At 37.7% G+C, this 26,810-nt stretch carries 22 protein-coding genes, 1 pseudogene and 1 other annotated feature; of the genes and pseudogenes, 9 read left to right on the top strand and 14 right to left on the bottom strand.

Annotated features, from left to right (window positions below):
* Positions 1-154: 154 nt before the first annotated feature.
* Positions 155-2,215: an FtsX-like permease family protein gene (locus tag CJZ72_RS08630; RefSeq protein WP_081133919.1), complete on the bottom strand. Its 2,061-nt coding sequence runs from the start codon at positions 2,213-2,215 to the stop codon at positions 155-157.
* On the bottom strand, positions 2,205-2,972 hold the full coding sequence (locus CJZ72_RS08625) for an ABC transporter ATP-binding protein (RefSeq protein ID WP_005878090.1): 768 nt from the start codon (positions 2,970-2,972) through the stop codon (positions 2,205-2,207). The genes CJZ72_RS08630 and CJZ72_RS08625 overlap by 11 nt, the downstream gene beginning before the upstream one ends.
* Before the next feature lie 373 nt (positions 2,973-3,345).
* Between CJZ72_RS08625 and nrdD the strand changes: the two genes are divergently transcribed.
* Together nrdD and nrdG are read left to right on the top strand one after the other, a co-directional pair.
* Entirely contained in the window at positions 3,346-5,484 is a 2,139-nt protein-coding gene (nrdD, locus tag CJZ72_RS08620; RefSeq protein WP_226103317.1) for an anaerobic ribonucleoside-triphosphate reductase, read from the top strand.
* A gap of 445 nt (positions 5,485-5,929) precedes the next feature.
* Positions 5,930-6,532, top strand: coding sequence for an anaerobic ribonucleoside-triphosphate reductase activating protein (gene nrdG, locus CJZ72_RS08610; protein ID WP_005878087.1), 603 nt, complete (start codon positions 5,930-5,932; stop codon positions 6,530-6,532).
* A gap of 283 nt (positions 6,533-6,815) precedes the next feature.
* Here nrdG and CJZ72_RS15285 read toward each other — a convergent pair whose 3' ends face one another.
* The 4 genes from CJZ72_RS15285 to CJZ72_RS08600 all read right to left on the bottom strand — a co-directional run bounded on the left by CJZ72_RS15285 (position 6,816) and on the right by CJZ72_RS08600 (position 9,587).
* Positions 6,816-6,929: a putative holin-like toxin gene (locus CJZ72_RS15285; RefSeq protein ID WP_220150106.1), complete on the bottom strand. Its 114-nt coding sequence runs from the start codon at positions 6,927-6,929 to the stop codon at positions 6,816-6,818.
* A 418-nt stretch (positions 6,930-7,347) separates the two neighbouring features.
* On the bottom strand, positions 7,348-7,434 hold the full coding sequence (locus tag CJZ72_RS15280; RefSeq protein WP_016177055.1) for a putative holin-like toxin: 87 nt from the start codon (positions 7,432-7,434) through the stop codon (positions 7,348-7,350).
* Between the two features lie 172 nt (positions 7,435-7,606).
* The gene (gene dinB / locus CJZ72_RS08605; protein ID WP_081133921.1) at positions 7,607-8,722 is read right to left on the bottom strand and encodes a DNA polymerase IV; all 1,116 of its coding nucleotides are present in this window, start codon (positions 8,720-8,722) and stop codon (positions 7,607-7,609) included.
* A 208-nt stretch (positions 8,723-8,930) separates the two neighbouring features.
* Positions 8,931-9,587: a redox-sensing transcriptional repressor Rex gene (locus CJZ72_RS08600; protein WP_005878084.1), complete on the bottom strand. Its 657-nt coding sequence runs from the start codon at positions 9,585-9,587 to the stop codon at positions 8,931-8,933.
* Between the two features lie 222 nt (positions 9,588-9,809).
* Between CJZ72_RS08600 and CJZ72_RS08595 the strand changes: the two genes are divergently transcribed.
* Positions 9,810-11,747, top strand: a complete 1,938-nt coding sequence (locus tag CJZ72_RS08595; protein ID WP_081133922.1) for an ABC-F family ATP-binding cassette domain-containing protein — start codon at positions 9,810-9,812, stop codon at positions 11,745-11,747.
* Between the two features lie 221 nt (positions 11,748-11,968).
* Positions 11,969-13,582, top strand: a complete 1,614-nt coding sequence (locus CJZ72_RS08590; protein WP_081133923.1) for an FAD-dependent oxidoreductase — start codon at positions 11,969-11,971, stop codon at positions 13,580-13,582.
* A 410-nt stretch (positions 13,583-13,992) separates the two neighbouring features.
* Here the strand turns inward: CJZ72_RS08590 and CJZ72_RS08585 are convergent, their stop codons facing one another.
* From CJZ72_RS08585 to CJZ72_RS08545, 8 genes and pseudogenes are all read right to left on the bottom strand, one after another.
* Entirely contained in the window at positions 13,993-14,913 is a 921-nt protein-coding gene (locus CJZ72_RS08585; protein WP_226103310.1) for a hypothetical protein, read from the bottom strand.
* A gap of 380 nt (positions 14,914-15,293) precedes the next feature.
* Positions 15,294-16,430 carry a 5-methyltetrahydropteroyltriglutamate--homocysteine S-methyltransferase gene (locus CJZ72_RS08580; protein ID WP_081133925.1) on the bottom strand — a complete coding sequence of 379 codons (1,137 nt, stop codon included), beginning with the start codon at positions 16,428-16,430 and terminating at the stop codon, positions 15,294-15,296.
* Between the two features lie 58 nt (positions 16,431-16,488).
* Positions 16,489-16,719: a binding site (T-box leader), on the bottom strand.
* A 126-nt stretch (positions 16,720-16,845) separates the two neighbouring features.
* A pseudogene (locus CJZ72_RS15095) lies at positions 16,846-17,902 on the bottom strand (C39 family peptidase).
* A gap of 218 nt (positions 17,903-18,120) precedes the next feature.
* On the bottom strand, positions 18,121-19,194 hold the full coding sequence (locus CJZ72_RS08565) for an ABC transporter substrate-binding protein (protein WP_016177047.1): 1,074 nt from the start codon (positions 19,192-19,194) through the stop codon (positions 18,121-18,123).
* Positions 19,191-20,018: an ABC transporter permease gene (locus CJZ72_RS08560; protein WP_005878070.1), complete on the bottom strand. Its 828-nt coding sequence runs from the start codon at positions 20,016-20,018 to the stop codon at positions 19,191-19,193. The genes CJZ72_RS08565 and CJZ72_RS08560 overlap by 4 nt, the downstream gene beginning before the upstream one ends.
* Positions 20,015-20,824 carry an ABC transporter permease gene (locus CJZ72_RS08555; protein WP_005878068.1) on the bottom strand — a complete coding sequence of 270 codons (810 nt, stop codon included), beginning with the start codon at positions 20,822-20,824 and terminating at the stop codon, positions 20,015-20,017. Before CJZ72_RS08555 ends, CJZ72_RS08560 begins: the two co-directional genes overlap by 4 nt.
* Before the next feature lie 12 nt (positions 20,825-20,836).
* Positions 20,837-21,922 (bottom strand): ABC transporter ATP-binding protein, encoded by a 1,086-nt coding sequence (locus CJZ72_RS08550; RefSeq protein ID WP_081133927.1) that lies wholly within the window; start codon positions 21,920-21,922, stop codon positions 20,837-20,839.
* Positions 21,923-21,938: 16 nt separating this feature from the next.
* A complete protein-coding gene (locus tag CJZ72_RS08545) occupies positions 21,939-22,481 on the bottom strand; it encodes a helix-turn-helix domain-containing protein (protein ID WP_081133928.1) in 543 nt (180 codons plus the stop codon).
* Positions 22,482-22,719: 238 nt separating this feature from the next.
* Here CJZ72_RS08545 and CJZ72_RS08540 point away from each other — a divergent pair, with 238 nt between their 5' ends.
* The 5 genes from CJZ72_RS08540 (at position 22,720) to CJZ72_RS08520 (ending at position 26,809) form a co-directional block, all read left to right on the top strand.
* Positions 22,720-23,709, top strand: a complete 990-nt coding sequence (locus CJZ72_RS08540) for an acrylyl-CoA reductase family protein (protein ID WP_095444041.1) — start codon at positions 22,720-22,722, stop codon at positions 23,707-23,709.
* Positions 23,706-24,458: a phosphopantothenate--cysteine ligase gene (locus tag CJZ72_RS08535; protein WP_081133929.1), complete on the top strand. Its 753-nt coding sequence runs from the start codon at positions 23,706-23,708 to the stop codon at positions 24,456-24,458. The genes CJZ72_RS08540 and CJZ72_RS08535 overlap by 4 nt, the downstream gene beginning before the upstream one ends.
* A gap of 150 nt (positions 24,459-24,608) precedes the next feature.
* The gene (gene coaC, locus CJZ72_RS08530) at positions 24,609-25,160 is read left to right on the top strand and encodes a phosphopantothenoylcysteine decarboxylase (protein WP_005878061.1); all 552 of its coding nucleotides are present in this window, start codon (positions 24,609-24,611) and stop codon (positions 25,158-25,160) included.
* Positions 25,161-25,176: 16 nt separating this feature from the next.
* Positions 25,177-25,812 carry an ECF transporter S component gene (locus tag CJZ72_RS08525; RefSeq protein ID WP_081133930.1) on the top strand — a complete coding sequence of 212 codons (636 nt, stop codon included), beginning with the start codon at positions 25,177-25,179 and terminating at the stop codon, positions 25,810-25,812.
* A gap of 346 nt (positions 25,813-26,158) precedes the next feature.
* Positions 26,159-26,809: an NAD(P)-binding oxidoreductase gene (locus CJZ72_RS08520; protein WP_081133931.1), complete on the top strand. Its 651-nt coding sequence runs from the start codon at positions 26,159-26,161 to the stop codon at positions 26,807-26,809.
* Position 26,810: the final 1 nt, after the last annotated feature.

The following is a 26,810-nucleotide window of genomic DNA, read 5'->3' as shown; positions in this document are numbered from 1 at the left end:
TAAAAAATAATCAATCTAATGAAACTATCAGACTTTCCTATTCATCAAACTTGCTTCAGCCACTCACAAAAAAAAAACAAGCAACCACGAATCATGGACATGATTTTCGTGGTTACTTGTTTTTTTATTCAACTGGAATACCACCTTCTGCTGGTTATTCTTCAATGATTCGACAATATAGTCGACTCGTAATGTAATAAAATAGTAGATAAATGATGATCAGAAAACCACAGATGAGATATGGCAGCCAATAACTAGCGGTCGCTATAAACTGAGAAAACACATTGACAGCAAATATCGTGTGCATGATTCCCAAAATCATTGGCGGGAAAAACATGATGGCATTTTGCTCAAAAATCATCCGATTTGTTCTTTTTTGGGCAATTCCAATTTTCGTCAACAACTGATAATTACTTTTTTCTTCTTCTGCTTCAGCTAATAATCGCACCATCAGCATACTGCCGGTTGCCACGATCACGATCATTCCGAGAAAAATAGCCAAAAACGTGATGATCCCGATAATTCGATCTGCCCAGCGTACGGCAGGATAACGTGCCACAAAATTCAGACGGCTACCCTCCGAAAAATAATTATTTTCTTTATTTTTATCCATATTTTCAGGGATTTTCTTTGACTCAATATGACCGACTAATTGGTCTCCTTTTATATCATAATCGTAGTAAACGGTTTTGTCCCACGTAGTAGTAACTTCTTTCGTTAACCGTTCTGTGATTTGCTCATTATCTCCACCTTCAACATTCCAATTAAGGAGCTGATAATGGACCCCTTTTGCTTCTGTAAATACTTTGTCACTCACGACCAAGGTGGGGCCTAAATAATTCACATCACTATCACCTAAGAAATTGACCATTTTTGCCTGGATGTCTAGCTTCACCTCAGGGAGATAGATCGTGGAACCATACAGTGAAAAGTTTTTAAACAAATCAAGCGTACTATCCAGTAAGACAGTGCTCTCATCAGAAGTCAACGCAACCTTAGGCATTTTAGGATTGATTCTGCGAAAGGCATTATACTCTTTTTCTGAAATCAAATTCACTAATTTAAATACCTTTGACTCCTCACCTTCACCTAAATCATCAATATTATTGATGCCCCCGATCACTTTATAGTTCAAAGTGATTTCATCTGTAATCTTTTGCTTTCCATCAGATAATATCGGCCGGATTTTTTCCGCCAGCTCAGGCTCTAATTGATAAGAAACTGGATTAGCAATATCGACCGTTCGTGCAGTGATCGTGGAAATACTCATGATCGCTCCAATCATTGATAATGAAATAGCTATAACCAATGTAATCAATGAATTGATCCGCCAACTTTTTTGCAAATGGATCTGCGTATTTCCAATCAGCAAAAAGTTGATTCCTTTATATTTGACAGCCGAACGATTGAATAAATTCAAGATCAGGCGAAAAGAATAACAGAAAAAGAGATAGGTGCCCACCACGCAAAAAATAATAATCAAAAGTGTCAAAAAAATCGCAAAATGTAATGTTCCCGTTGCGGCTAAATTTTTGGTAATAAACTCTCGATAATGGACTGCAAAGAAATAGCCACTAGAAATAAGCAATAGACCAAGAAAGCCCAGCAGCCGATGCCGTGTACGGATTCGTAATTTTGAACTCTCTGTGTGCTCTTTTTTACCGAATGAGCGGAAACGGGGGTAACGCCATATTTTCCATAAAGAATAGAGTGAAACGGACGATAACAGTAACAAAAGGATCAGAACAGTTTCAACGATTGATGGAAATGAAACAAAAAAGAGACTTTTGATCGTCATTTTCATCATTCGTATCAAGATCATAGAGAATAATTTAGAAAAAACGATACCTAAACCAACACCTGTTATACAAGCAAACAACCCCATTGTCATTGTTTCTAGAACATAGATAACTGCAACTTGGCGTTTTTTGATACCAAATAGTTGATAGATGCCAAATTCTTTTTGCCTTCGATTGAGAAAAAAACGATTGGCACTAATGACGAAAAAGAACAAAACAATGATAATGATCCAGCTTCCAATATTAAAAAAAGCATCGATTGAAAAATCTTGGCTTGTCCGTCTAATCAATGATTTATCATAAGTCATCGCGCTAAAAGAATAATAGATCATCGTTGCTAAGACTAAACTGAAAAAATAAACCAGATATCCTCGTGACTGTCGCATAAAGCTTTTAGCAGCCAACTTATAAAGCATTTACCTTGCCACCCCCTCCAATCGTTGCTTGCATATCAATGACACGTTCAAAAAATTCATTTCTTGAACCTCTGCGAACAACTTCTGAGAAAATAACTCCATCTTTGATAAACAAAATTCGGTTACAATAGCTTGCGGTGTACGGGTCATGCGTCACTAATAGAATCGTTGATTTTTCGACTTGATTGATCGTATTAAGATAGTTCAATAGCTCAGTCGCTGACTTAGAATCTAGTGATCCTGTTGGTTCATCGGCAAAAATAACCTGAGGATGAACGACAAGTGCCCTTGCAGCAGCAATTCTTTGACGCTGGCCAACCGACAATTCATCAGGATAACGTTTCAGGATCTCTTCAATATTTAATAGCTGTGCTGCATGCAAGACTCTACGTTCCATTTCTACTTTCGATATCCGTTCCACAGCTAAAGGAAGTAAAATATTGTCCTTTGCATTCAAAGTATCCACAAGATTGAATTCTTGGAAAATAAAGCCTAATTTTTTTCGGCGAAAATCACTTAATTCATTGCTTTTCATTTTAGTGATCTCATTTCCTTGTATCTTAACACTTCCCATCGTTGGCAAACTGATAGTCGCTAAAATATTCAATAGAGTTGTTTTGCCTGCACCACTTGGTCCCATGATACCGACAAATTCCCCTTCTTCAACTGAAAAGGAGATATTATCAAGAACTTTTACAGATGAAAGTTTATTTCCATAACTTTTACTTAAGTGTCTAACTTCGATCATCTTATCCATTGTATTTCCCCCTGCACTTGTCTTACTTGCATAGTAGCACACCCACAGTTTTTTTTCTCTTTAGTTTTTGTCACTTCATACGCAGAAAACAAAAATTTAAAATTTTTTTATTCATTTATTTTATTCACTGCACGCTGACCTTTGATTTTAAAATGCTATAACTTTACGTTTTCACTTCTTTTCACAAAGAAATATACACAATATATAGTATAGACATTCAAATATACAACCATTTGCATACTATATGTAGCAAGTATTTAGTTGCTCACAGCTGAATTTTGTTTTATGATAGACAAGAAGAATTTAGCAGGAGTTGAAGAATATGAACGTAGAATACAAAGTGAAAAACACAAATCCGGGTACCACTGAGTCCATGAATATCACGATCATCAAGCGAGATGGCCGACGTGTGGATTTCGATGACAAAAAAATCAATGAAGCTTTAATCAAAGCAGAAAAGAAAATTCACGGCTCCTTATCTCCACTGACTTATGAAAAAATCCAAACAATCGTTGATCTTGTTGTCCAAGAAATCAAAAATCGCTTCACTGACAATGTTAAAATATATGAAATTCAAAATATCGTTGAACATATCTTATTAGAAAAGAACGAATATGAGTTAGCTGAAGAATATATCAATTATCGTACAAAACGTGACTTTGCAAGAAGCAAAGCTACTGATATCAACTTCTCAATCGAAAAATTGATCAATAAAGACCAAACTGTGGTCAATGAAAATGCCAATAAAGATAGTAACGTATTCAATACGCAACGTGATCTGACTGCAGGGATCGTAGGAAAATCAATTGGGCTAAAAATGTTACCTCCACACATTGCAAATGCGCATCAAAAAGGAGATATCCATTACCACGATTTAGATTATCATCCATATACGCCTATGACAAACTGTTGCTTGATCGACTTTAAAGGGATGCTGAACAATGGATTCAAGATCGGTAATGCCGAAGTAGAATCACCAAAATCGATTCAAACTGCTACAGCACAAATTTCACAAATCATTGCAAATGTTGCTTCTAGCCAATACGGCGGTTGTTCTGCTGACCGAACAGATGAATTGCTTGCTCCATTCGCTGAACTAAATTACAGCAAACATTTAAAAGATGCCGAAGAATGGATCGAATCACCCGAACGTCAAAAAGAATACGCAAAAGCAAAAACCAAAAAAGACATTTTTGATGCAATGCAAAGCTTGGAATATGAAATCAATACACTGTTTACATCAAATGGTCAAACACCATTTACTTCTCTTGGTTTTGGTTTAGGTAAAAATTGGTTTGAACGCGAAATCCAAAAAGCAATCTTACAAATTAGAATCAATGGATTAGGTAGCGAAAAACGAACAGCAATCTTCCCTAAATTGATTTTTACTTTAAAAGATGGCATCAATCTAAACCCAACTGATCCTAATTATGACATCAAACAGTTAGCATTAGAATGTGCGACAAAACGGATGTATCCTGATATTTTGAACTACGATAAAATCGTTGAATTAACTGGCAGCTTCAAAGTACCCATGGGTTGTCGCTCATTTTTACAAGGATGGAAAGATGAAAATGGTCAAGAAGTCAATGTAGGAAGAATGAATTTAGGCGTGGTTACTTTAAACTTACCTCGTATTGCGATGGAAGCAAAAGGAGATCAAGAAAAGTTCTGGCAGATTTTGGCCGATCGTTTGGCAATTATGAAAGATGCCTTAGTTTACCGCGTAGATCGTTGTAAAGAAGCAATCCCTGCAAACGCCCCTATCCTTTACATGTACGGAGCCTTTGGCAAACGCCTTTCAAGAACAGATGCAGTTGATGAGTTATTCAAAAATCGTCGTGCTACTGTTTCATTAGGCTATATCGGATTGTACGAAGTTGCCTCTGCTTTCTATGGTGGCGAATGGGAAACAAACCCAGAAGCAAAAAACTTCACTCTTGACATCGTAAAAGAATTGAAAGCAAAAGCTGATTCATGGGGCGATGAATACGGTTATCATTTTAGTGTCTATTCTACTCCAAGTGAAAGTTTGACTGACCGCTTCTGCCGTTTAGATACAGAAAAATTCGGTTTGGTCGAAAATATTACTGACAAAGAATATTACACAAATAGTTTCCATTATGACGTTAGAAAGAATCCAACACCTTTTGAAAAACTTGATTTTGAAAAAGATTATCCTCAATATTGTTCAGGTGGCTTCATCCATTATTGCGAATATCCAATGCTTCAACAAAATCCTAAAGCATTGGAAGCTGTCTGGGACTATGCTTATGACAAAATCGGCTATCTAGGAACAAATACACCAATCGATCATTGTTACAACTGTGGTTTCGAAGGTGATTTTAAACCAACAGAACGCGGCTTTGAATGTCCTGAGTGTGGGAATCACGATCCTAAAACATGTGATGTTGTAAAAAGAACATGTGGTTATTTAGGAAATCCTCAAGCACGTCCAATGGTTCATGGACGTCATAAGGAAATTTCTTCTCGCGTAAAACATATGAAATAAGCAGTTTATATTTGTAAAGAAAGAGCGTGGGCCAAAAGAAATAATTTTGTCTCACGCTCTAAATATGAATAAACGGTTAGTGCAGAAACAACGCCTTTGGCAAAGAAGCTGAAATGCATAAAAATTTTTAAAAAAATTTTCGTGAATCTCTTCTTACTTTCTCAGGGTAAAACCTTCTGCCCAAACCTCGCCTTACTTATTGTATGCGTACGACTCTCGTCAGCCCGTTGTTTTCGATAACTTGAGCAACATACTTCGCGGTCTATTTCCGAATGGTGCAAAGCGGGGCTTTCATAACCTTATTTGACGGTATTCAATCCCCTACACCTTTTCAGATAAGTCTATACCTCACCAAAATATGAAAAGCTATTTTGCTCGGTCTATTCTTATCCGAATGGTGCAAAGCGGGGGCTTTCATAACCTTATATTAGAAAGAAGTTTTTATATGCGAAATCCTAAACCTAAAGAATGGCTGGCACAAGATTACAGCCAGAACTATATTGCAGATTACAAACCATTTAATTTTGTGGATGGTGAGGGCGTAAGAAATAGCCTTTATGTTAGTGGATGTTTATTTGCTTGTGAAGGTTGCTTCAATAAAGCCGCCCAAAATTTCCGCTATGGCACTCCCTTCACTAAAGAACTTGAAGAGCAAATCATGGACGATTTACGTCACGATTATGTTCAAGGACTGACCTTATTAGGTGGCGAACCATTTTTAAACACGGATGTCTGCCTGCAAGTCGTTGATCGTATCCGTCAGGAATTTGGTCACACAAAAGATATCTGGTCATGGACTGGCTATACTTTTGATGAACTATTGCAAGATTCAGATGACAAGTTGGAGCTCTTGTCAAAAATCGATATTTTAGTGGATGGTCGTTTTGAGATCAGCAAACGAGATTTAAAATTACAATTTCGTGGAAGCAGTAACCAACGTATCATCGATGTTCAACGCTCTTTAGCTGAGAATCAGGTAGTTATTTGGGAAAAATGTACTGATGCAACTGAAACCTACGAACAAATCAAAAAACAAGACTTGATTTAGCCTTATCAATTGTAACCATTCGTTCATACGAATGGTTTTTTTGTGTCTAAAAACCTCTAGTTACAGACCTTAAATGGAAAGGCTTCCTTAATTTGGCGTATTATTATATCTATAGTGAGTGTAAAGTGTTATGCTAGGCAATCGAAAAAGGCTTCAAGATTCTTCAGTATTTGCAGATTTAAAATTATTTTGCTATACTTAAGACGATAAAGGAGCTATGCGTGAACATAGCCCCAATGCAGAACCGTTAAAAAGACGGTGACAGTAATAGGATTTTAACCATCTAAAGCCTGCCAAAGCGAATTAGATGGTTATTTTTTTGGTCTTTAGAGTCAATGATCAGCAAGACCAATGTCGCAAACGCGATCATCAGCTGAATTGCTTCAAAAGTTGACACTTACTTACTCCCTTCTAGGGATAAAGCGATGAACCATAGGCATCACCCCTTTTTCAAGAGACTAGCCACCATCTTTTCACTTTTCTACCTCTGAAGTATATCATATCCTAATTTTCAAAAGCCATTCAAATTCTACTTAGCTTAAGTTACAACCAGAAGAAAAATTGAATTAAACCTGTAAAATAGCCTTAACAGCATAGGACCCCTTGTTCAAACATCACCTAGCAACAATTTTTGTACCTCAAACCATACAAATCATTCTGTTCAATTGAATACTACACTTGCACTAATGAATTATATCAGCTAATATAAAGAAAAGGAGCTATGCGCGAACATAGCCCCAATGCAGAACCGTTAAAAAGACGGTGACTGTCATATACGGTTTTAACCATCTATAACTGGTCAAAGTGTTAGATGGTTATTTTTTTTGGTCTTTAGAGTCAATGATCAGCAAAACCAATGTCGCAAACGCGATCATCAGTTGAATTGCTTCAAAAGTTGACACTTACTTACTCCCTTCTAGGGATAAAGCGATGAACCATAGGCATCACCCCTTTTTCAAGAGACTAGCCACCATCTTTTCACTTTTCTACCTTTGAAGTATATCATATCCTAATTCCTTAAAGCCATTTCAATTTTCACCTAGCTTAAGTCATAACCAGAAAAAATGCTTTTGTTTATTCCTTTGTCTCCCATAATGGTAAGACAATGTTTTCATAAGTCATCGGATCTAAATTAGTCAAGGTGATCCCTAATAAACGAATCCCCTTCTCTACACCAAGGATTTCTTCCCAGATGAGACTAGCTTGGTAAAAAAGTGCTTCTTTTTTATAAATATATTCAGGCAATGTCACTCGTTTCGTAGTAGTAGAATAATCCGTATAGCGTACTTTTAACACAACTGTTTTTCCGTGCTTTTGAACCCGTTTCAACGCTTCTTCCACGTTCTCAGATAATTGTCGAAGTTGAGCTAAAACTGCTTCTTCTGTCTGCAAAGGTTGCCCATACGTATGCTCTTTCCCGACTGATTTTCTCTCTCTTGTCACATTGACAGGAGAATCGTGGATTCCCCTAACCTTTCGATAAAGTGAATATCCCATCTTACCAAAGTTTCTGATCAACATCATTTCTGTACATTCATAAAGATCTGCTCCCGTAAAAATACCTAATTCATGCATTTTTGGTACAGTCTTTTTTCCCACACCATGAAACTTTTCAATTGGTAATGCTTTTAAAAATAAAACAGCATCTTGTGGTGCAACTACTGTAATGCCTCTTGGTTTTTGAAAATCAGAGGCTAATTTTGCTAAAAATTTATTATAGCTTACCCCGGCAGAACAAGTGAGATGGACAGCTTCCCAAATATCTTTTTGAATCAAACGGGCAATTTTGATTGCAGATTTACAGTTGATTTTGTTATTCGTTACATCTAAGTATGCTTCATCGATACTGACTGGCTCCACAACATCTGTGTAACGATAGAAGATTTCACGTACGATCTTAGAAATTTCACTGTATTTATGATGATCGCCTGGTTTAAAAATTGCTTGTGGGCATAATTCATATGCTTTTTGCGCACTCATCGCTGAATGGATACCATACTTTCTCGCCTCATAGTTTGCCGTTGTCACCACCCCTCTTCCTCCTGTATCACTGGGGTGTCGAGCAATTACTAAGGGATGTCCGCGAAACTCAGGATGGTCGCGTTCTTCGACGGAGGCAAAAAAAGCATCCATGTCAATATGAATGATTTTTCTTGATGTATCATTATGTAAAGGAAATTGTAATTCCATCGCTCTCACCCCTATGAACAGTATATAAGAACTTTTGTTCGGTTACAAGAAAAAGAAATGTTCTAAAGTACTCTACTTATTTCATAATATATATTATACCTATCTTACCAACTTCATAAAAATAAGAAAGAGATTTTTGAAACATCGTCTGTTTCAAAAACTTCTTTCTTATTGATACCATCATTGATTTTTCATGCAACAAACACGGTTACTCGCTCTCTTCTGTCCCATGTAAAGAAGCATCCGAATGGAGAAAATAGATCAATGTTTGTAATTCATTTGTCAGATCAACGTTTTGGATCAAAACATCAGTTGGTGCATTCAACCGTGCTGATGTAAAGTTCAAAATCCCTTTGATTCCAGCCTCCGTTAAACGATTGACCACATCTTGAGCTCTTTCAGCGGGAATCGTCAAGATAGCTACTTCTATTTGTTGGATCTTGATTTGTTCTGACATATCTTCCATTGGATAAACTGGGATGCCATCTACGATTCGTCCAACGATATCTTCATTGACGTCAAAAGCACAGCTCACACGGATACTATTACTTTGATGGAATTTATATTTCAAAAGTGCACTTCCTAAGTTACCGACTCCGATCAATGCAACATTCGTTAACTGATCGTCATTTAAGGTCTTTGCAAAGAAATGCATTAAATCTTCAACATCGTAGCCATACCCACGTTTTCCCAATTCCCCAAAATAGGAAAAGTCGCGACGAATCGTTGCGCTGTCGACTTGTACGGCCTCGCTTAATTCAGTTGATGACACTTTTTTCTTACCAGCGTTATTTAGAATTCTTAAATACCGGTAATACAAAGGCAAGCGCTTAGCTGTTGCCTTTGGGATGATATGATCTTTCACTTAATTACCCCCACTATTTTTTAAGTTTACTTTGATTTATCCATCATAGCAGTATATATAGGAAAAAATCAATTCCATTGCTTACATATTGTGAAATTTTATTCTTTGTTCATTTTCTTATCATTTCTTGGAACCTCGCAGTATAAAAGAATTTATGGTAGACTACTAGATGAAAACGAGATTTCATTCTTAGTGAATTCACAAAGTAGAAAAGAGGATTCCATGATACTATTACAAGCCAATCAGATTGCTCGCCATTTTGGTGCAGAGATTTTATTTGAAAATATCCATCTTGAAATCAGCACAAACGCTAGAATTGCCTTAGTTGGTAGAAATGGTGCTGGAAAATCGACCTTGTTAAAAATCCTTGCTGGTATAGAAAGCCCAGATGAAGGGACAATTGCTAAAAATAAAGCCGCTACTCTAGGCTATCTTGCCCAAGATACCGGTTTAGATTCCACAGAAACTGTCTGGAATGAGATGCTAAAAGCCTTCGACAGTGTTCGTAAAATGGAAAACAGAATGCGTGAACTAGAACTTTTCATCAGCGAAGGTACGCCTGATACCCCTGCTTACGAATCATTTTTGAAAGAGTATGACAAATTACAGCATGATTTTTCGGATAAAAATGGGTATGGTTATGAAAACGAGATACGCTCAGTCTTACACGGCTTTAAATTTGATCCTTCCTTTTATGATCAAACAATCGATACCTTATCCGGTGGTCAACGTACTCGGCTTGCATTAGCCAGAATGCTATTACAACACCCAGATATTTTGATTCTGGATGAACCAACCAACCATTTAGATATTGAAACACTTTCTTGGTTGGAAAGTTATCTGCAAAGTTATACTGGGGCACTGCTAATTGTTTCCCATGACCGCTATTTCTTGGATAAAGTCGTAACAGAAGTCTATGAACTAAGTCGCAAAAAAATGCGGCATTATAAAGGAAATTATTCCAAATACCTTGATGTAAAAGCAGAACAACTAGCTACGGAATGGAAAGCTTATGAGAAACAACAAACCGAGATCCAAAAACTCGAAGACTTTGTTGCACGTAACTTAGTCCGTGCTTCTACCACTAAACGCGCGCAAAGTCGTAGAAAAGCATTAGAAAAGATGGATCGCTTGGATCGCCCACAAGGAGACGAAAAACAAGCACGTTTTCTTTTTAGTGCCGCTAAGCCTTCTGGAAATGTTGTTTTACAAGTTGAAGATGCCGCAATCGGTTACGATGGCGAAATCTTATCTGAACCAATCAATTTAGATATTCGTCGTCAAGAAGCGATTGCGTTAGTCGGACCGAATGGAATCGGGAAATCAACATTGTTAAAATCGATCATCCATCAACTACCATTTATCCGAGGAAAAGAACATATAGGAACAAATGTCACGATCGGTTACTATGATCAAAGACAAGCGGAACTTCATACCAATAAAACGATCCTAGCTGAGTTATGGGATGAACATCCAACAACTCCAGAAAAAGAGATCCGCAGTGTATTAGGCGCATTCTTGTTCTCTGGGGAAGATGTCGAAAAAACAATCCCTCTTTTAAGTGGTGGAGAAAAAGCCAGAGTAGCATTGGCAAAACTAGCCATGAATCAAGAAAACTTTTTGATCTTAGATGAACCAACCAACCATTTAGATATCGATAACAAAGAAGTTCTGGAAAATGCACTGATCGATTATGATGGCACACTATTATTCGTTTCACATGACCGCTATTTCATTAATCGTATCGCCACAAAAGTCATCGAACTTTCTGAGAATGGCAGTAAAATGTATTTAGGTGATTACGATTATTACTTAGAAAAGAAACAAGAGGAAGAAGAAATTGCGGAATTATTAGCAGAAAAAACACCAGCATCCGTCGAAGTCAATTCAAACAAAAAAAATTATTTTCAAAGCAAAGAACAGCAAAAACTGATTCGTAGCTTGCAACGAAAAGTTACTCAGGTAGAAGAACAGTTGACTAAATTAGATGAGGAACTAGCTGATCTCGAAAAACAAATGATTTTACCGGAAAATTTGGATGATCATGTACGATTGAATGAATTGAACCAGGCATTAGAAGAAGCAAGAAAAACACAAGAAGCAAAACTTTCAGAATGGGAAGATCTAAGCATCGAACTGGAAGAATATGAAAATGAGTGACCAAAACTACACAGATCGCTGTTAGCGGCTTGTGTAGTTTGTTTGTTTTTTCTTTTTTCGTTTTGCTCTCATTTCACCTTTAGAGAAGAACAATAATAACTTTCTTACTTTTTGTTTTCTCTCTTTTAACATAATGAGTTACTACTAAGTGTATCCGGCACAATTTTTTGCTGTTTCACTTATAAAATAGTACTATCAGTATAGAAAAGGAAAGGATGTTGATGAAATTTGTAGTAATTGGCGGAGTGGCCGGCGGACCTTCTTTTGCTACTCGTTTACGCCGCTTAAATGAAGAACATGAGATCGTAATCTATGAACGGGGAAAACATATTTCCTATGCAAGTTGTGCATTACCCTATTATCTGGGAAATATCATTGAAAACCGCGATACATTGATCGAACGTACTCCAGAAATCTTAAAGGTCAAGAATAATATCGACGTTTTGACAGAACATGAAATAACCGCAATCGATCCTGAAAAGAAACAATTAACCGTAAAAGATTTGCAAACGGATCAAGAGTCTGTGACTAATTATGATAAATTGATCATTTCTGCAGGTGCTCGTCCCTATTTTCCTGATATCACAGGTGTGGCAGAGGCAACAAATAGTTTTGTGTTACGAAGTGTTACTGATGCCGACCGCATCAAAACATTTATCCAAACATATGACCCTAAAAATGTTTTGATTCTAGGTGCTGGCGTCATGGGACTAGAATTAGCAGAAAATTTCCATCATTTAGGAATGGATGTAACATTAGTTGATCATTTGCCTCAAGTAGCGTATCCCTATGATGAAGAAATTGCTGATTTGATTTATGACAAGTTGGTGGAAAATAACTTGAAGGTTCAGTTAAATACTGAAATCAAAGAGATCCGCCGAAATGGTCAAGAAGTATTACTTTCTGATGGTTCAACGTTGGAAACGGATATGATCATATTTGCAGTCGGTGTGACACCAAATAACGAAGTAATCAAAACTGCTGGTATTTCGTTATCTGATACAGGACAAATTATTGTGAACGATCAATTGGAAACCAATATTTCTGATATTTATGCGATTGGTGACATCATCGAAACAACAAGCGTTGTGACTGGTCAACCAATAGCAAGCATGCTCTCCAGTGCTGCAAACCGACAAGGACATTTATTAGCTGATATCTTGAACGGTACACCAATGCGTTATCGCGGCTATGTGGGTGCAGGGGTTGCAAAAATTTTTGATTATACCGCAAGCTATACAGGAATGACTGAACATGCCTTAAAAAATGCAGGAATCACTAACTATAAATCAATTTTTATTACTCCATTTGATCATGCCTATTTTTATCCCGGAGCGACTCGCCTTAATCTAAAAATCATTTTTGATGCTGATTCCGGAAAAATACTTGGCGGACAAGCGGTTGGTGAAAAAGGCGTTGATAAACGAATGGGAGAATTATCGGTCGCAATTACCGGTAACCTAACAGTCTTTGATCTACCTGATCTAGAACTACCCTACTCACCCCCATACTCAACAACTAGAGATCCACTAAACATTGCTGGTTATGTGGCCATCAATCAATTGACGAATGTCATTGACACGATCAAGGTAGAAGATATTTCAGAAGAAGATTTGGCCCATGCTTTCTTCTTAGATATTCGTGAACCAAACAAAGCTCCTTCTGGAAGTATTCCTGCTACTAAAAACATCCCAATGAACGAACTACGTGATCGGATTGCTGAGATTCCTAAAGACCGACCAGTTTATATCACGTTCCGCAAAGGATTAAATACCTATACTTCTGCCAGAATCTTAGCTGGCTTCGGTATCCATGCTGTCTTGATTGAGGAATAAAAAAAGAACCGCGGTGGGATAGCCGCGGCCTAGGAGTTTATTTTTACTTGAGGAGTAAAAATGAAAAAGCTTTATAGGGTTACTTCTTGGTATGTCCATAGAATATAGTAAAAAAGTGAAGAATTATCAATGAATCTTTGCCTTTTTCTTGGCATAAAACTTAAGAAAATATAAACACCGATACAAAAAATTATGTAACGTTCTTTATATAACCCCTTGGTCAAAAAGGTAGTTTTTTGACCAAGGGGTTATATATAGCTAGTTCACCGTATGTTGTTGTATAGAGAAATGTTACACCTAGCATAAAGTTCCTCTCATCTCCTTACAAAATCAATTTTAAACTTGGATTCATCGATCATACTTCGATAGTGAAAAAAACATTTCGTTGATTCATTTGCCTCTCTTTATCATCATCGAGAAAAAACATACCATTTTCTTGCTTTCTGGATGTTCTTTTGGCGCACTTTTGTTTCGTTTTTTGCTTTATTTTGTATAAGCTGAATGATCTTTTTCTCTTGACTCTCTCCAGCATCTTTTTTATGTATTTCCTTCAAATCATTTTGTGGTATTTTATTTTTTAATCTAGCCGTAACGATTGGTGGTAATGGCTGGCTAGTTTCATCTAATGGAGGTACACCCTGTACATTCTCTGAATAAGCCTCCCATTTCTCTATCGTTTCATGTATATTCGCAAAATGTATCGTTGTTTTATCCTTATTCAAAATTGCTGTACTTTTTGATACAGGCTGACTATTGCTAGTCGTCATAGTTGGTCCCCCATCTAGGATACCCTCTGAACAAGTCTCCCATTTTTCTGCTGTTTCCTGCTTGTTAGCAAATTTTACAACATTTTTTTCATGTCTCAAGATAGCTGTATCTATTTGATAGTGTCGATAAGCAATTCGTCCAATGACTTCATCAAATGCTTTTTCATTTAGTAAAGGGTTTGCAATTTCATTTGCCATACACATCTGGAAAATTCTTTCTCTGATCGTTAGTGTTTGTTCTAATGCTTCGATGATCTCCTTGTTTCCAATTTTCTTGATAGCCTCTTTTTCAATAGCGATCCAGTAATATTCGTACTCAGCTAATGAAAGAATGCCACGGCAATACTCTTTCATTTTGTTACGAAATTCTTCTGGCGCAACTTTGGAGAAATCTTCCCCTAAGCGTTCGGCATATTGACTACTTTGGTTTAAACGACTTATCACTTCTTCTGGAGTAAATAGTACGTTAGATTTTCCTGTTTCAGCAAAATAGGTCTGCTCTAAACGCCCAAGATTTTTAACGACTTCCTGTTCTAAATGAAATTTTTTTATTTGGTCATTCATTTCAAGTATTTGTAATGACTTCTTTCCCTCATGCTGCTTAATACTAAATTTTTTTCTAAACCATTCTTTGACACCGATACGTATCACTCCTAACTTCAATAAGATACATAAATTATACGAACCATCTTACTTTTGTATAGGTCGATTTATCCTTACTGACCATCATAAAATGAAAAACAACATAAAAATAGAGCGTGGGACAAAACTAAAAATCAGTTTTGCCTCAGACTCTAACTCCGAATAAACGGTGGGAGCAGAAGTAACTCCTTCGGAAATAAGCCGAAATTCACAAAAATTTGAAAAGCAATTTTCGTTCATTTCTTCTTATTTCTCGGAGTTAAACACTTCTGTCCCAACCTCTTCTTCTAACACTTAAATTATTACTTGTCTTGCCAAACTTCGGTCGCGATTTTTTGTAATAATTCGATTTTTTTCCACTGTTCTTCTTCCGTTAAACGATTTCCTTCTTCTGTGGATGCAAAGCCACATTGCGGGCTAATACTTAAATTTTCTAATGGCACATACTGTTGTGCCTCTTCAATACGTTTCTTGATTTCACTAGGATCTTCTAATTCTGGAAATTTAGAAGTGACCAGTCCCAACACAACTTTACTCTTCTTATTCGTCCAATAACGTAGTGGAGAAAAATCACCAGCTCGGTCAGAGTCATATTCCAAAAAGAAGCCATCATAATTTGTTGCAAATAAATTTTTAGCAATCGGCTCATAGCCACCAGAAAAAAGCCATGATGAAGCATGATTTCCTCGACAAATATGTGTTGTCACTGTCAAATCTTCTGGTTTATCCGCCAATGCACCATTGATGATCGTTGTACAGATTTCAGCAACTTCCTCAGGATCGATTCCTTTTGCTTCAAGTGAGTCACGTTTTGTTTTATCCGCTAAAAAGGCCCAATTCGTGTCATCAAATTGTAAATAGCGACAACCTCTATCATAAAATGCTTGGACAGCATCCTGATAAGTTTTAGATAAATCAGCGTAAAATTCGGTTAAGTCAGGATAGACTTCTTTGATTTTAGAAGTACCATCATTTGATAAAAGTTCTTGACGTAAAATCATTGTTGGACTAGGAATCGTTGCTTTTGCTACAGATGTACCATCTGTTTCTACAATCTCTTTTAAAAAGGTAAAATCATCTAGGAAAGGATGGTTCGGATCAAAAGAGATTTTATCTGCTACGCGGATATTGTACGAAGGCGCTGCTTTCCCGTGGAATTTTTGATTATAGCCTGTTTCTGGTACATAGCCTTCGATACCATTCAAGCCTTCTAGAAAATCAATATGCCAAAAACCTCGACGAAACTCTCCATCAGTGATTCCCTTTAATCCAACTGACTTTTGGCTCGCTACTAATTTTTTTATTTCTTCATTTTCGATTTCACGAAGTTCTTCTTTGGTAATTGTTCCTTCCTTCACTCTTTGTCTTGCTTCTTTAATTGATTTAGGACGTAGAAAACTACCTACGTGATCGACTGTAAATGGAATTGTTTGATTCATATTCGACACTCCTTTGGATTTTATAAAAAAAAGCCCTTTTACTAGTAATAAATACTAGTAAAAGGACGATTATGCTCGTGGTACCACCTTTATTTAGAAAGATTTCTCTTTCCCTTCACCTGACCATTTGATCAGTGGTCTCGTTAACGGGAGACTTCTTCGTTTTTGCCTACTTATCGACAAAAATCCTAAAAGGTCATTTTCACTAATCTTTTATTTAGCTTCTCCCACCAAACGAAGCCTCTCTTAAAATAACTTGATTACCTACTTTCCTTCTCAACGGATGTTATATGATTGATATCAGGATAACATTTTTCAGAAAAATGTCAATTTTTTATAAAATAAACTTTGACTATTTTCTGTTGTTTCTGGAATCAGCGCTCTTTTGCTCCAGTATCCTCTTCTTTATTATTTTTTATCTCACAGCTACTGCCATACCAGTCACATTAAATGCGTTCTCATAAGTAGAAGCATTGATCCATTTTGCCCCAAAAACAGGATCGACCACGTGATATGCGCCATCTCTAAAGCCATCAACTAGAACTACATGTCCGTTCCAGACTGCACGTCCCCAAGGCATTTGCTTAAATTGTGGAGAAGCGTAGTTATACGTGATCCAAGTAACAACTGGGTTACCATTACGGATTTCATTCTTGATACCATTTGTGCCAGAACCTGTGATATTCACAGCATTTCCACCTACGTTTTTCGCCCATTGCACAACTGGATCAGCCATCATGCCTTGATACGTACCATTTACATTGTAGCGCCATTCACCTGAATACCCATGATTTGGATTACCATCTGAAGCTTTAGGCATCGAATTAACGAAACTTGTTAAGGATTGATTGGTTGCGACTCCCTTATAGTGCAATCCTTCCAATAGTGATGCTCCTTCACATAACATCGTATCTCCTTGCCAAACTACTGGCACATTTAATACTTTGTTATTTGTTGGTGCTGGTGTTGGATTTGCCTGGCTATTCGGCATTGCATACCAACCAGTTCCTTCAATGTTCCAGCCTTGTCGAGAAATCACATTCTTTTCATTTTTGATCCAACGTGTAATGGTGCCAATTCACTTGACGGTTATATAAACGAGTGACAGGAACACCATTCGCCCCATTGTAAGAATAAAAAGCAATTCCTTCATATGTCCAACCTGTATGACTGATTTGATCCCGCTCACCAGCGTTAGTTGTATAAAAATGTTCACCGTTCGAACGATTGTACAAACGATACACCGGAGACCCATTTTCTGGCGCTTGCCATGCCACACCTTCATACCGCCAACCATAACGTTTCAAGTTATCCCGCTCGCCAGTACTGCGCGTATACAAATGTTCGCCACTATAAGGATTGTACACACGGTACATCGGAATAGAGGTATCCGCAAAAGTTGCTTGACCGATGACAAAACTACCAACCATCATTGCACCCAATACCAAACCCTTCATTGCCATCTTTTTCATTTTTCATCCTCTTTTCGCTGTAAATATATAGGACAAGTATAGCATGATAGAGGACACTAACAACTAAAAAATCATAAAAGAACATTTTTTAGCCATCTTTGCAAGGAATGAGAATGACTAAAGGTACAGATACATGAGCCGATTATAATACAGCTAGTTCCTGTAGACGAAAGTTTTTGATTCCTCAGAGGTATCTGATTTTTTATAGGCCTTTGTGCTTATTTCCGATACATCTTGAATTCCAAGAACAAGTCATTATAGATGCCTAGATATTTTGGTCCGAGGTCTTCATAAACTTCTAGGTGGGAGATCGTGTCGTCTGAAGGATAAAATTGTTCATCTTCAGAAATCTCCTTTGGCAATAATGCTTTCGCTTTTTTGTTTGGTGTTGAATAACCGATGTATTCGGCATTTTGCGCTGCATTTTCTGGTTCTAACATGAAGTTGATAAAGTCATAGGCGCCTTCTTTATTTTTAGCCGTTTTCGGCATAACGATATTATCGAACCATAGATTTGATCCTTCTGAAGGGATCACGTAATGCAAATGTTCATTTTCAGACATCATATCTGCTGCTTCACCGGAAAAAGTGACTGCCACAGAGGCTTCTTCATTGATCATATACATTTTGATCTCATCCGCAACGATTGCTTTGATATTAGGGGTCATCTGGTTCAACTTGTTGGCCGCTTCATTTAACTGATCTCTGTTTTTGCTGTTCAAAGAGTAGCCAAGACTATTTAATGAAAGTCCCATTACTTCTCGTGCACCATCGATCAGCATCAAGCTATCTCTCAATTCTGGTTTCCACAAGTCATCCCAATGTTTGATCTCATTTTCCTTGAACATTTTATCATTGTAAACGATACCTAATGTTCCCCAAAAATAAGGGACGGAATAGGTGTTGTTTGGATCAAAATCCTGATTCAAAAAGCGATCATCAATGTTTGCTAATCCTTTGATTTTTGTATGATCTAACGGTAGCACAAGTTTTTCTTTGATCATTTTTTGGATCATATATTCACTAGGGATGGCGATATCATAATTCGTTCCCCCTTGTTGGATCTTCGTGAACATTGCTTCATTTGAATCAAACGTTTCATAGTTAACTTTGTAGCCAGTTTCTTGTTCAAATTTAGTGATCAAGCTAGGATCAACGTAGTCCCCCCAGTTATAGATCGTGACGATCTTAGCACCACTCATCCCGCTGGCTTTCTCTAGTTGACGAACGCCAAAAAGCAAAACCACGATGATGACTAGGATACCAATGAATAATGATTGTAATTTTTTCATCGTAAACGTGCCACCTCCTCACGTCCGCGACGGTTCTTTCTTAATTTTTTCGGACGGTTTTCTTTGCTAATGAAATAGTAGCCAATTACAAGAATCATTGAAAATAGGAAAACAAGTGCGCTTAATGCGTTGATTTCCAGACTGATTCCTTGGCGCGCGCGTGAGTAGATTTCTACGGATAAGGTCGTGAAGCCATTCCCAGTAACAAAGAAGGTTACTGCAAAATCATCTAGTGAATACGTAAACGCCATGAAATAGCCTGCAATGATCCCAGGCGAAAGAAACGGCAAGATGATATTTTTTACAACTTGCAGATTATTGGCACCCAAATCTCTTGCAGCATCAACCATCGAATCGTTCATCTCCTGTAGCTTTGGCAATACCATCAGAACGACGATAGGAATACTAAAGGCAATATGTGAGAGTAAAACACTTTGAAATCCTAGGCCAAATCCTAATAAAGTAAAGAAGATCAAGAAACTAGCACCAATGATGACATCGGGTGAAACGAGTAAAATATTGTTCATACTTAGCAGAGCCGTTCTTGCTTGCCTTTTTTTCGTATAATAGATGCCCATTGCACCAAATGTTCCAATGATCGTCGCAATCAAAGCCGATAAGAAAGCCAACATAAACGTGTTCAGTACAATGATGATCAACCGCGTATCGTCAAAGACTGCTTGGTAATTTTCCCACGTAAAACCAGTGAAACTGTTCATCGTGCCACCAGCATTGAAGGAATAAAAAATCAAATAAAAAATCGGCAGATATAACAAAAGAAAAACAATTGCTAGGTAAAGATAAGACCATTTGATTTTTTTCATCGTGAACGGCCTCCCTTCTTCTTCTCACCCGTGAGTAACATAACGATAAACATGGCAATGATAAGAATAACGCCGATTGTTGAGCCCATTCCCCAGTTTTGAGTTACCAAGAAATGCTGTTCGATTGCTGTACCTAGTGTGATCACTCGATTTCCGCCAATCAAACGCGTCAGCATGAATAATGACAAGGATGGGATAAACACAGCTTGCACACCACTCTTCACACCATTTAAAGATAATGGAAAAATGACTCGACGGAATGTTTCAAAATTATTTGCTCCTAGATCACGACTAGCACTGATCAACGAAGGATTCATCTCTTCTAGCGCATTGAAGATTGGCATGATCATAAAAGGAATTTCTATATAAGTAGCTACAAATAAAAAACTAAAGTCTGTAAACAAAATCTGCCTTGGGCCGATTCCTAAAAAGTCAAAAAAGTGGTTGACACTTCCATGAATACTAAAGATTCCAATAAAGGCATACGCTTTTAATAATAAATTGACCCATGTCGGTAAGATGATCAACATCAACCACAGCTGCTTATGTTTTAGTTTAGTTAAAAAATAGGCAGTTGGGTAACTGATGATAAGAGTAAAAAAAGTGATCAAAAAAGCATACCAAACTGAATTAAGTGTCATTGATAAATAAGTACCTGACGTAAAATATGCGGCATAGTTGCTTAAAGTGAACTGACCGTTCATATCAAAGAAAGATTGATAAATGATCAGTAAAACTGGCGCAATAACAAACAATCCTAACCATAAGATATAAGGGACTGAATAGATTCTACGCATTGTTTTCATTATTGTCCCTCCTTACTCTTCATAGCTCTCCAAACGAGCATCGAATTCTTCTTCCGTCTCGTTGAAACGCATCACATGGATATCTTCTGGTTCAAAGGCTAAGCCAACTTGACTACCTTCTTTGGCTTTCTTTGTGGAGTGGACCATCCACTCATTTTGCTGTTCATCGTAACAAATGATCTCGTAATGAACGCCGCGGAAGAGTTGTGTATCCACAGTCACGACTAGTTTTCCTTTGTCTGGAGTAGTGATTGTCAGATCCTCTGGGCGCAATACCACTTCTACTGGTTCATTAGGGCGCATCCCACCATCCACACACTCAAATTGTTTACCAACAAACTCAACCAAATTGTCTTCGATCATCACCCCATTGACGATATTGCTTTCTCCAACAAAATCCGCAACAAAATGACTGATTGGTTCATCGTAGATATCGACTGGGGTTCCACTTTGCACGATTTTCCCTTTATTCATGACGAAGATTTCATCACTCATCGCTAGTGCTTCTTCTTGGTCGTGAGTTACAAAAATAAAGGTGATTCCTAATCGTTGTTGTAATTCTCTTAATTCATACTGCATCGCTGTACGCAACTTTAGATCCAATGCAGACAGTGGTTCATCTAGCAATAAGACTTTAGGTTCATTCACGATGGCTCTGGCAATCGCAACTCTTTGTCTTTGGCCACCGGACATTTCACTGATTTCACGGGTTTCATATCCTGGTAGTTGGACCATCCGCAATGCATCTTTTACTTTTTTTTCGATTTCACCTTTATTCATTTTCTTGATTTTCAAACCAAAGGCAACGTTATCGAAGACATTCATATGTGGAAACAACGCATAATCTTGGAAAACCGTATTTACTTGGCGCTTGTTGGCTGGCAAGTCATTTAGTCTTTTTCCTTCAAAATAAATATCGCCTTCTGTCGCTTCCGTGAAGCCTGCAATGATTCTTAAAATCGTTGTTTTACCACAGCCAGAAGGACCAAGCAATGTGTAAAATTTTCCTTGTTCGATCTCGAAACTTACATTTTTTAAAATTGATTCATCGTCGTAGCGTTTCACTACTTGATCAAATGAAATAATTGGTTTTCCCACTATTTAACCTCCTAAATTACAAATACGATTGTGTAGCAACAATCAATGCTTTGGTCCGTTTCGTTTGATGATTCCTTAACTGATGGTGCTTTGTTGCCTGATAATAGATTGATTGTCCTGCTTGCGCTACGTATTTTTTCTCTCCTAAGCTTAACTCTAATTCCCCTTCCAACACAAAAATAAACGTTTCTGATCGTGAAGGTTCGAATGTTTTATATTCTCCTACCTTTTCAAAAGTCAATAAGACAGGTTCCATTTCTTTTTCATTTGAATCTGATACAAGCCATTCTAATTCGTAGCCATTTTCCTCATCTTGATAAATCGTGTGGTCTTCTTTTGAATAAACCACTTGCTGATTCACAGTATCTTGATGGAAAAATTCTTCAGGTGTCACACCGAGTACTTCAAGAATAGAAAAAAAAGTTTCCATTGATGGGGAACTTAAATCTCGTTCCAGCTGAGAAATATAGCCTTTGGACAAATCTGTTCGTTCGCCTAATTCTTCCTGAGTCAAATTTTTTTGGATCCGTAGATTCCTTAGCTTATCACCAATCTCCATCTCATTCCTCCTCATTGAAGTTTTCTAATAGTAAACACGGAGTTTACTATCACTCGTACTAGTATACAAATTTTAGTTAAAAAGACAACCCTTTTTACAAAAAAATTCTTCAAAAAAGTCCAACATTTTTCTAGTTACTAAATTTCTTTTTTTTGGTAATAAAAGCACAGCGAATCCCCATAAAAAGGAGAACTTTATGGTATGATAAAAGAAAATTTTGAAAGGAACAGTCGCATACATGAATAAATTTAAAACGCTTCAAATAGAGAATGTGCCTACCTTCCATTCCGCTATTGTTGAACAAGAAAAGCCGCTCCTAGAAGACGGTGAAGTCTTTATTAAAGTAGAATACTCAGACGTCAATTACAAAGACGCACTAGCAAGTAGTGAAGCAGGTGGTGTGATCCGCTCTTACCCTATGACGCCAGGCATCGATTTGGCGGGCATCGTTGTAGAAAGTCAAGATGAACGCTATCAGTCAGGTGACCCTGTACTTGTCACAGGCTATGGACTTGGAGTTTCTCATCCAGGTGGGTACAGTCAATATCAGAAGGTGCCAGGAGACTGGATCGTTCCACTGCCAGCTAATTTGACTTCCCGCCAAGCAATGATCTTAGGCACGGCCGGTTTCACAGCTGCTTTATGTGTCAATGCACTAATCAATCAAGGGATGAATAAAACAGACAAAATCGTTGTAAGCGGTGCTACTGGTGGCGTTGGCAGTGTGGCTATTGCTCTATTACATCAACTTGGCTTTACTTCTGTTATTGCTTTGACACGGAAAAAACAAACGACAGATTGGCTAACTGATCTAGGTGCAACAGAGGTTGTTTCTCCAGAAGAGTTCTTACCAGAAAAAACAAAACCTTTGGGCAAACAGCAGATCGACTATCTGATCGATACAGTAGGCGGGACTCAATTGGCGAAACTTCTTCCTCTGATTTCCTATAATGGGGCAGCCGCTTTATGTGGGAATGCCGGTGGTATAAAACTTGAAACAACTGTTTTACCGTTTATCTTGCGGAATATCCAATTGATTGGGATCGATTCGGTAAATGTTCCCCACACTGATCGTAACCGAGTATGGCAACAATTAGCAGATTTGGCCATTACAGATGTCCTACGTGTCAAAGAGATTTCCCTTGAAGAGCTGCCAGAAATCACTCAACAGCTTTTGTCTGGTACACATCAAGGACGAACTTTAGTAAATGTAGGTGGGCAAAAATGAAGATATTGATCACTGCTGGTGGCACTAGCGAAAAAATCGACCAAGTCCGATCGATCACGAATCATTCCACTGGTCGCCTTGGAAAAACGATTGCCGAAACTTTTGTACATTCTTCTTCTGCGAGGATCGACTATGTTACAACCGCAAATGCTGTGAAGCCAGAAACACATGAAAAAATCACGTTGCACTTGATTGAATCTACACTAGAACTCTTTACAGTTCTAAAGGAATTATTGAAAAATAATACCTATGATGCAATCATCCATAGCATGGCAGTTAGTGACTTCACTCCAGCTTTTAGCCTTTCAGAAGAACAATTGGCTACATCGATAACGACAGAGCCACTATCACCTGACACTCTTCCTGAGTGGTTTATGACACAAGAAAATGTGCCTCAGCAAGATGAAAAGATTTCTTCTAATACAGAACATTTAGTGATCGTATTGAAAAAAACGCCAAAAATCATCAGTCATCTACGTGAGTGGCAGCCAACAGCTAAAATCATCGGCTTCAAGCTTTTAGTTGATGTTTCAAAAGAACAATTGTTAGCAGTCGCTCAAGAAAGTATCCTAAAGAATCGTATAGACTATATATTGGCAAATGATCTCACTGAAATCACGGAGCAATCTCACCACGGTTATTTGCTTTCAGCAAATGGCGAAGTCAAAGAAGCTCAGACAAAACAAGAAATCGCTGAATTGATCGTACAGACGATCAGCCAAACGAATATTTCTGATGGATCAAGCTAGATATTTTCAGTAAAAAGGACCTACATTCTTTTTATTTCATTAGTTTTCTAAAAAGATATGTTGGGTTCTCAGAAAGAATCAACTTGTTGACACCTTTTGCTCGCTTGTTAAAATAGAAGACATCTTGATTCACAAAAAGGAGAATGAACCATGAAAAAAATACTTTTAGGCATTACTGGTAGTATCTCCGCATATAAAAGTGCAGATATTACGAACCAACTCGTAAAACTTGGTTATCAAGTTGATGTGATCATGACAGAAAGCAGTACGCACTTTATCACTCCGCTTACCTTACAATCCTTATCAAAACGTGCAGTACATACTGATGTTATGCAAGAAAAAGAACCGAGTGTCATCAATCATATCGAGTTAGCAAAACATGCAGATTTATTATTGATTGCTCCTGCAACTGCGAATATCCTAGGAAAACTAGCCAATGGAGTCGCAGATGACCTGCTCTCAACTGTCGCAATGGCACTACCTGTTAAAACACCAAAGTTGATTGCACCAGCTATGAATACCAATATGTATCAAAATCCGATCAATCAAAAGAATCTAGCTACTCTAAAATCGGTGGGCTATCAAGAGATCGAACCTAGAGAATCGTTACTGGCTTGTGGTGATTTTGGTAAAGGTGCACTTGCGGATATCCAAGTGATCATCGATCAAGTCGTTACGACAATCAACAACAGAACGATCTAAATCAAAAGGAGTAATCATGAAAAATACAAAGAACTTTACATTGACTGCTATGTTTCTAGCAATTTTGATTTTACTAGCTGTAACGCCACTTGGCTTTATTCCCATAGGACCCATCAATGCCACGACGATGCATATTCCTGTGATCATTGCTTCTATCGTTCTTGGTCCTCGTTTAGGTGCTTTTTTAGGCGGGACTTTCGGCTTGATCAGTATGATTCGTAGCACGGTAGTACAAACACCTTTATCATTTGTTTTTTCGCCGTTCATTCCAGTGATCGGCACAGATCATGGAAGTTTAAAAGCATTGCTGATTGCTTTTATCCCACGGATCCTTATTGGGGTCGTTCCTTACTTCGTCTTTAAAGGAATGCAAAAACTGATCAAAAACAAAGCCAATACTGTTTCTCTCTTTATTGCTGGTCTAGCAGGATCACTTGTGAATACGATCCTAGTGATGAACATGATTTATTTCTTATTCCAGCAAGACTATGCTCAAGTGATCGGCAAAAATATCAACGCTGTTTATTCCGCTGTTCTAGCGGTTATTTTCACCAGTGGAGTCCCAGAAGCCATCGTTGCAGGACTTGCAACTGCAGGTGTTTGCAGCGTATTGCTCCGTTTGATCCGTACGAATCCACAACCAAAGATCTAGTCGTATACAAAAGCTTGTTTATCTTTATGAGGTTGGGACAAAAGTGTTTAACTCCGAGAAATAAGCCGAAATTCACGAAAATTGCTTTTCAAATTTTTGTGAATTTCGGCTTATTTAAGAAGGAGTTGCTTCTGCTCCCACCGTTTACTCGTTTTTAAAGAATGAGACAAAAAGTGTTTCTTACTTTTGTCCCACGCTCTTTACGGATGAACAAGCTTTTTATTTTATAATTAAAATCAGCTGCCAAATCTACTAAAAAACCACCGATATTTTAAGAGTTCAAATCTAACAAAATTTCAAATTAGTGTTATCATTATTTTGATTGCTACAAGAAAGGAAGATTAAAATGAAAATTTTTGTCGTAGGTGCCAATGGACAAATTGGCCGCCACTTAATAAAAGAACTTGCATCCTCTGAACATCAAGTCGTTGCTGGTGTCAGAGATATCGCAACTCAATCTCTTGTAAAGGATTCGAATGTCAGCTATGTTTCTTTCGATTTAACATGGACTCCTGAAGAAATGGCACAGTCATTTAAAGGGAGTGATGTGTTGATTTTCACCGCTGGGTCTCAAGGGAAAAATCTTTTACAAGTTGATCTAGATGGTGCAATCAAAACAATGATCGGAGCAGAAATTGCCAATGTATCACGCTATTTGATGATCAGTGCTGTCTTTGCAGATGATCGAAGCAAATGGCCAGAATCGATGATCGACTACTACATCACGAAACATTATGCAGACGAATGGCTCAAGAATCGTACTTCTTTAGATTATGTCATTATCCAACCTGTTTCATTGACAAATGACGAGGAAGTGACACCCGTTCAATTAGCCAAACCAACGGAAGAAACTGCTAAAACTATTAGCCGTAAAACTGTCGCAGCCGTTTTGACTGCTTTGGTCGACCAACCAGAAATCAAAAAAACAACGATCGTAGTATCTGAAGGCAATGATGACCTTTCAAGTACTCTTAAAAACTGGCATCAGGGGGAATAAT

The organism is Enterococcus durans, from assembly GCF_002277935.1.
Classification (GTDB): Bacteria; Bacillota; Bacilli; order Lactobacillales; family Enterococcaceae; genus Enterococcus_B; species Enterococcus_B durans.
Note: the sequence above shows the minus strand (reverse complement) of the source record. Positions and strands in the feature narration are given on the sequence as shown.

Bases quoted from the DNA above. Each gene is read 5' to 3' on its own strand.
- CJZ72_RS08545 (WP_081133928.1), bottom strand. From the start codon at position 22,481: ATGGAGATTGGTGATAAGCTAAGGAATCTACGGATCCAAAAAAATTTG.
- CJZ72_RS08560 (WP_005878070.1), bottom strand. From the start codon at position 20,018: ATGAAAAAAATCAAATGGTCTTATCTTTACCTAGCAATTGTTTTTCTT.
- CJZ72_RS08555 (WP_005878068.1), bottom strand. From the start codon at position 20,824: ATGAAAACAATGCGTAGAATCTATTCAGTCCCTTATATCTTATGGTTA.
- CJZ72_RS08580 (WP_081133925.1), bottom strand. From the start codon at position 16,430: ATGAATCAAACAATTCCATTTACAGTCGATCACGTAGGTAGTTTTCTA.
- CJZ72_RS08630 (WP_081133919.1), bottom strand. From the start codon at position 2,215: ATGCTTTATAAGTTGGCTGCTAAAAGCTTTATGCGACAGTCACGAGGA.
- nrdG (WP_005878087.1), top strand. From the start codon at position 5,930: ATGCGAAATCCTAAACCTAAAGAATGGCTGGCACAAGATTACAGCCAG.
- CJZ72_RS08585 (WP_226103310.1), bottom strand. From the start codon at position 14,913: ATGAATGACCAAATAAAAAAATTTCATTTAGAACAGGAAGTCGTTAAA.
- nrdD (WP_226103317.1), top strand. From the start codon at position 3,346: ATGAATATCACGATCATCAAGCGAGATGGCCGACGTGTGGATTTCGAT.
- CJZ72_RS08590 (WP_081133923.1), top strand. From the start codon at position 11,969: ATGAAATTTGTAGTAATTGGCGGAGTGGCCGGCGGACCTTCTTTTGCT.
- CJZ72_RS08625 (WP_005878090.1), bottom strand. From the start codon at position 2,972: ATGGATAAGATGATCGAAGTTAGACACTTAAGTAAAAGTTATGGAAAT.
- CJZ72_RS08565 (WP_016177047.1), bottom strand. From the start codon at position 19,194: ATGAAAAAATTACAATCATTATTCATTGGTATCCTAGTCATCATCGTG.
- coaC (WP_005878061.1), top strand. From the start codon at position 24,609: ATGAAAAAAATACTTTTAGGCATTACTGGTAGTATCTCCGCATATAAA.
- dinB (WP_081133921.1), bottom strand. From the start codon at position 8,722: ATGGAATTACAATTTCCTTTACATAATGATACATCAAGAAAAATCATT.
- CJZ72_RS08535 (WP_081133929.1), top strand. From the start codon at position 23,706: ATGAAGATATTGATCACTGCTGGTGGCACTAGCGAAAAAATCGACCAA.
- CJZ72_RS08525 (WP_081133930.1), top strand. From the start codon at position 25,177: ATGAAAAATACAAAGAACTTTACATTGACTGCTATGTTTCTAGCAATT.
- CJZ72_RS08520 (WP_081133931.1), top strand. From the start codon at position 26,159: ATGAAAATTTTTGTCGTAGGTGCCAATGGACAAATTGGCCGCCACTTA.
- CJZ72_RS08595 (WP_081133922.1), top strand. From the start codon at position 9,810: ATGATACTATTACAAGCCAATCAGATTGCTCGCCATTTTGGTGCAGAG.
- CJZ72_RS08540 (WP_095444041.1), top strand. From the start codon at position 22,720: ATGAATAAATTTAAAACGCTTCAAATAGAGAATGTGCCTACCTTCCAT.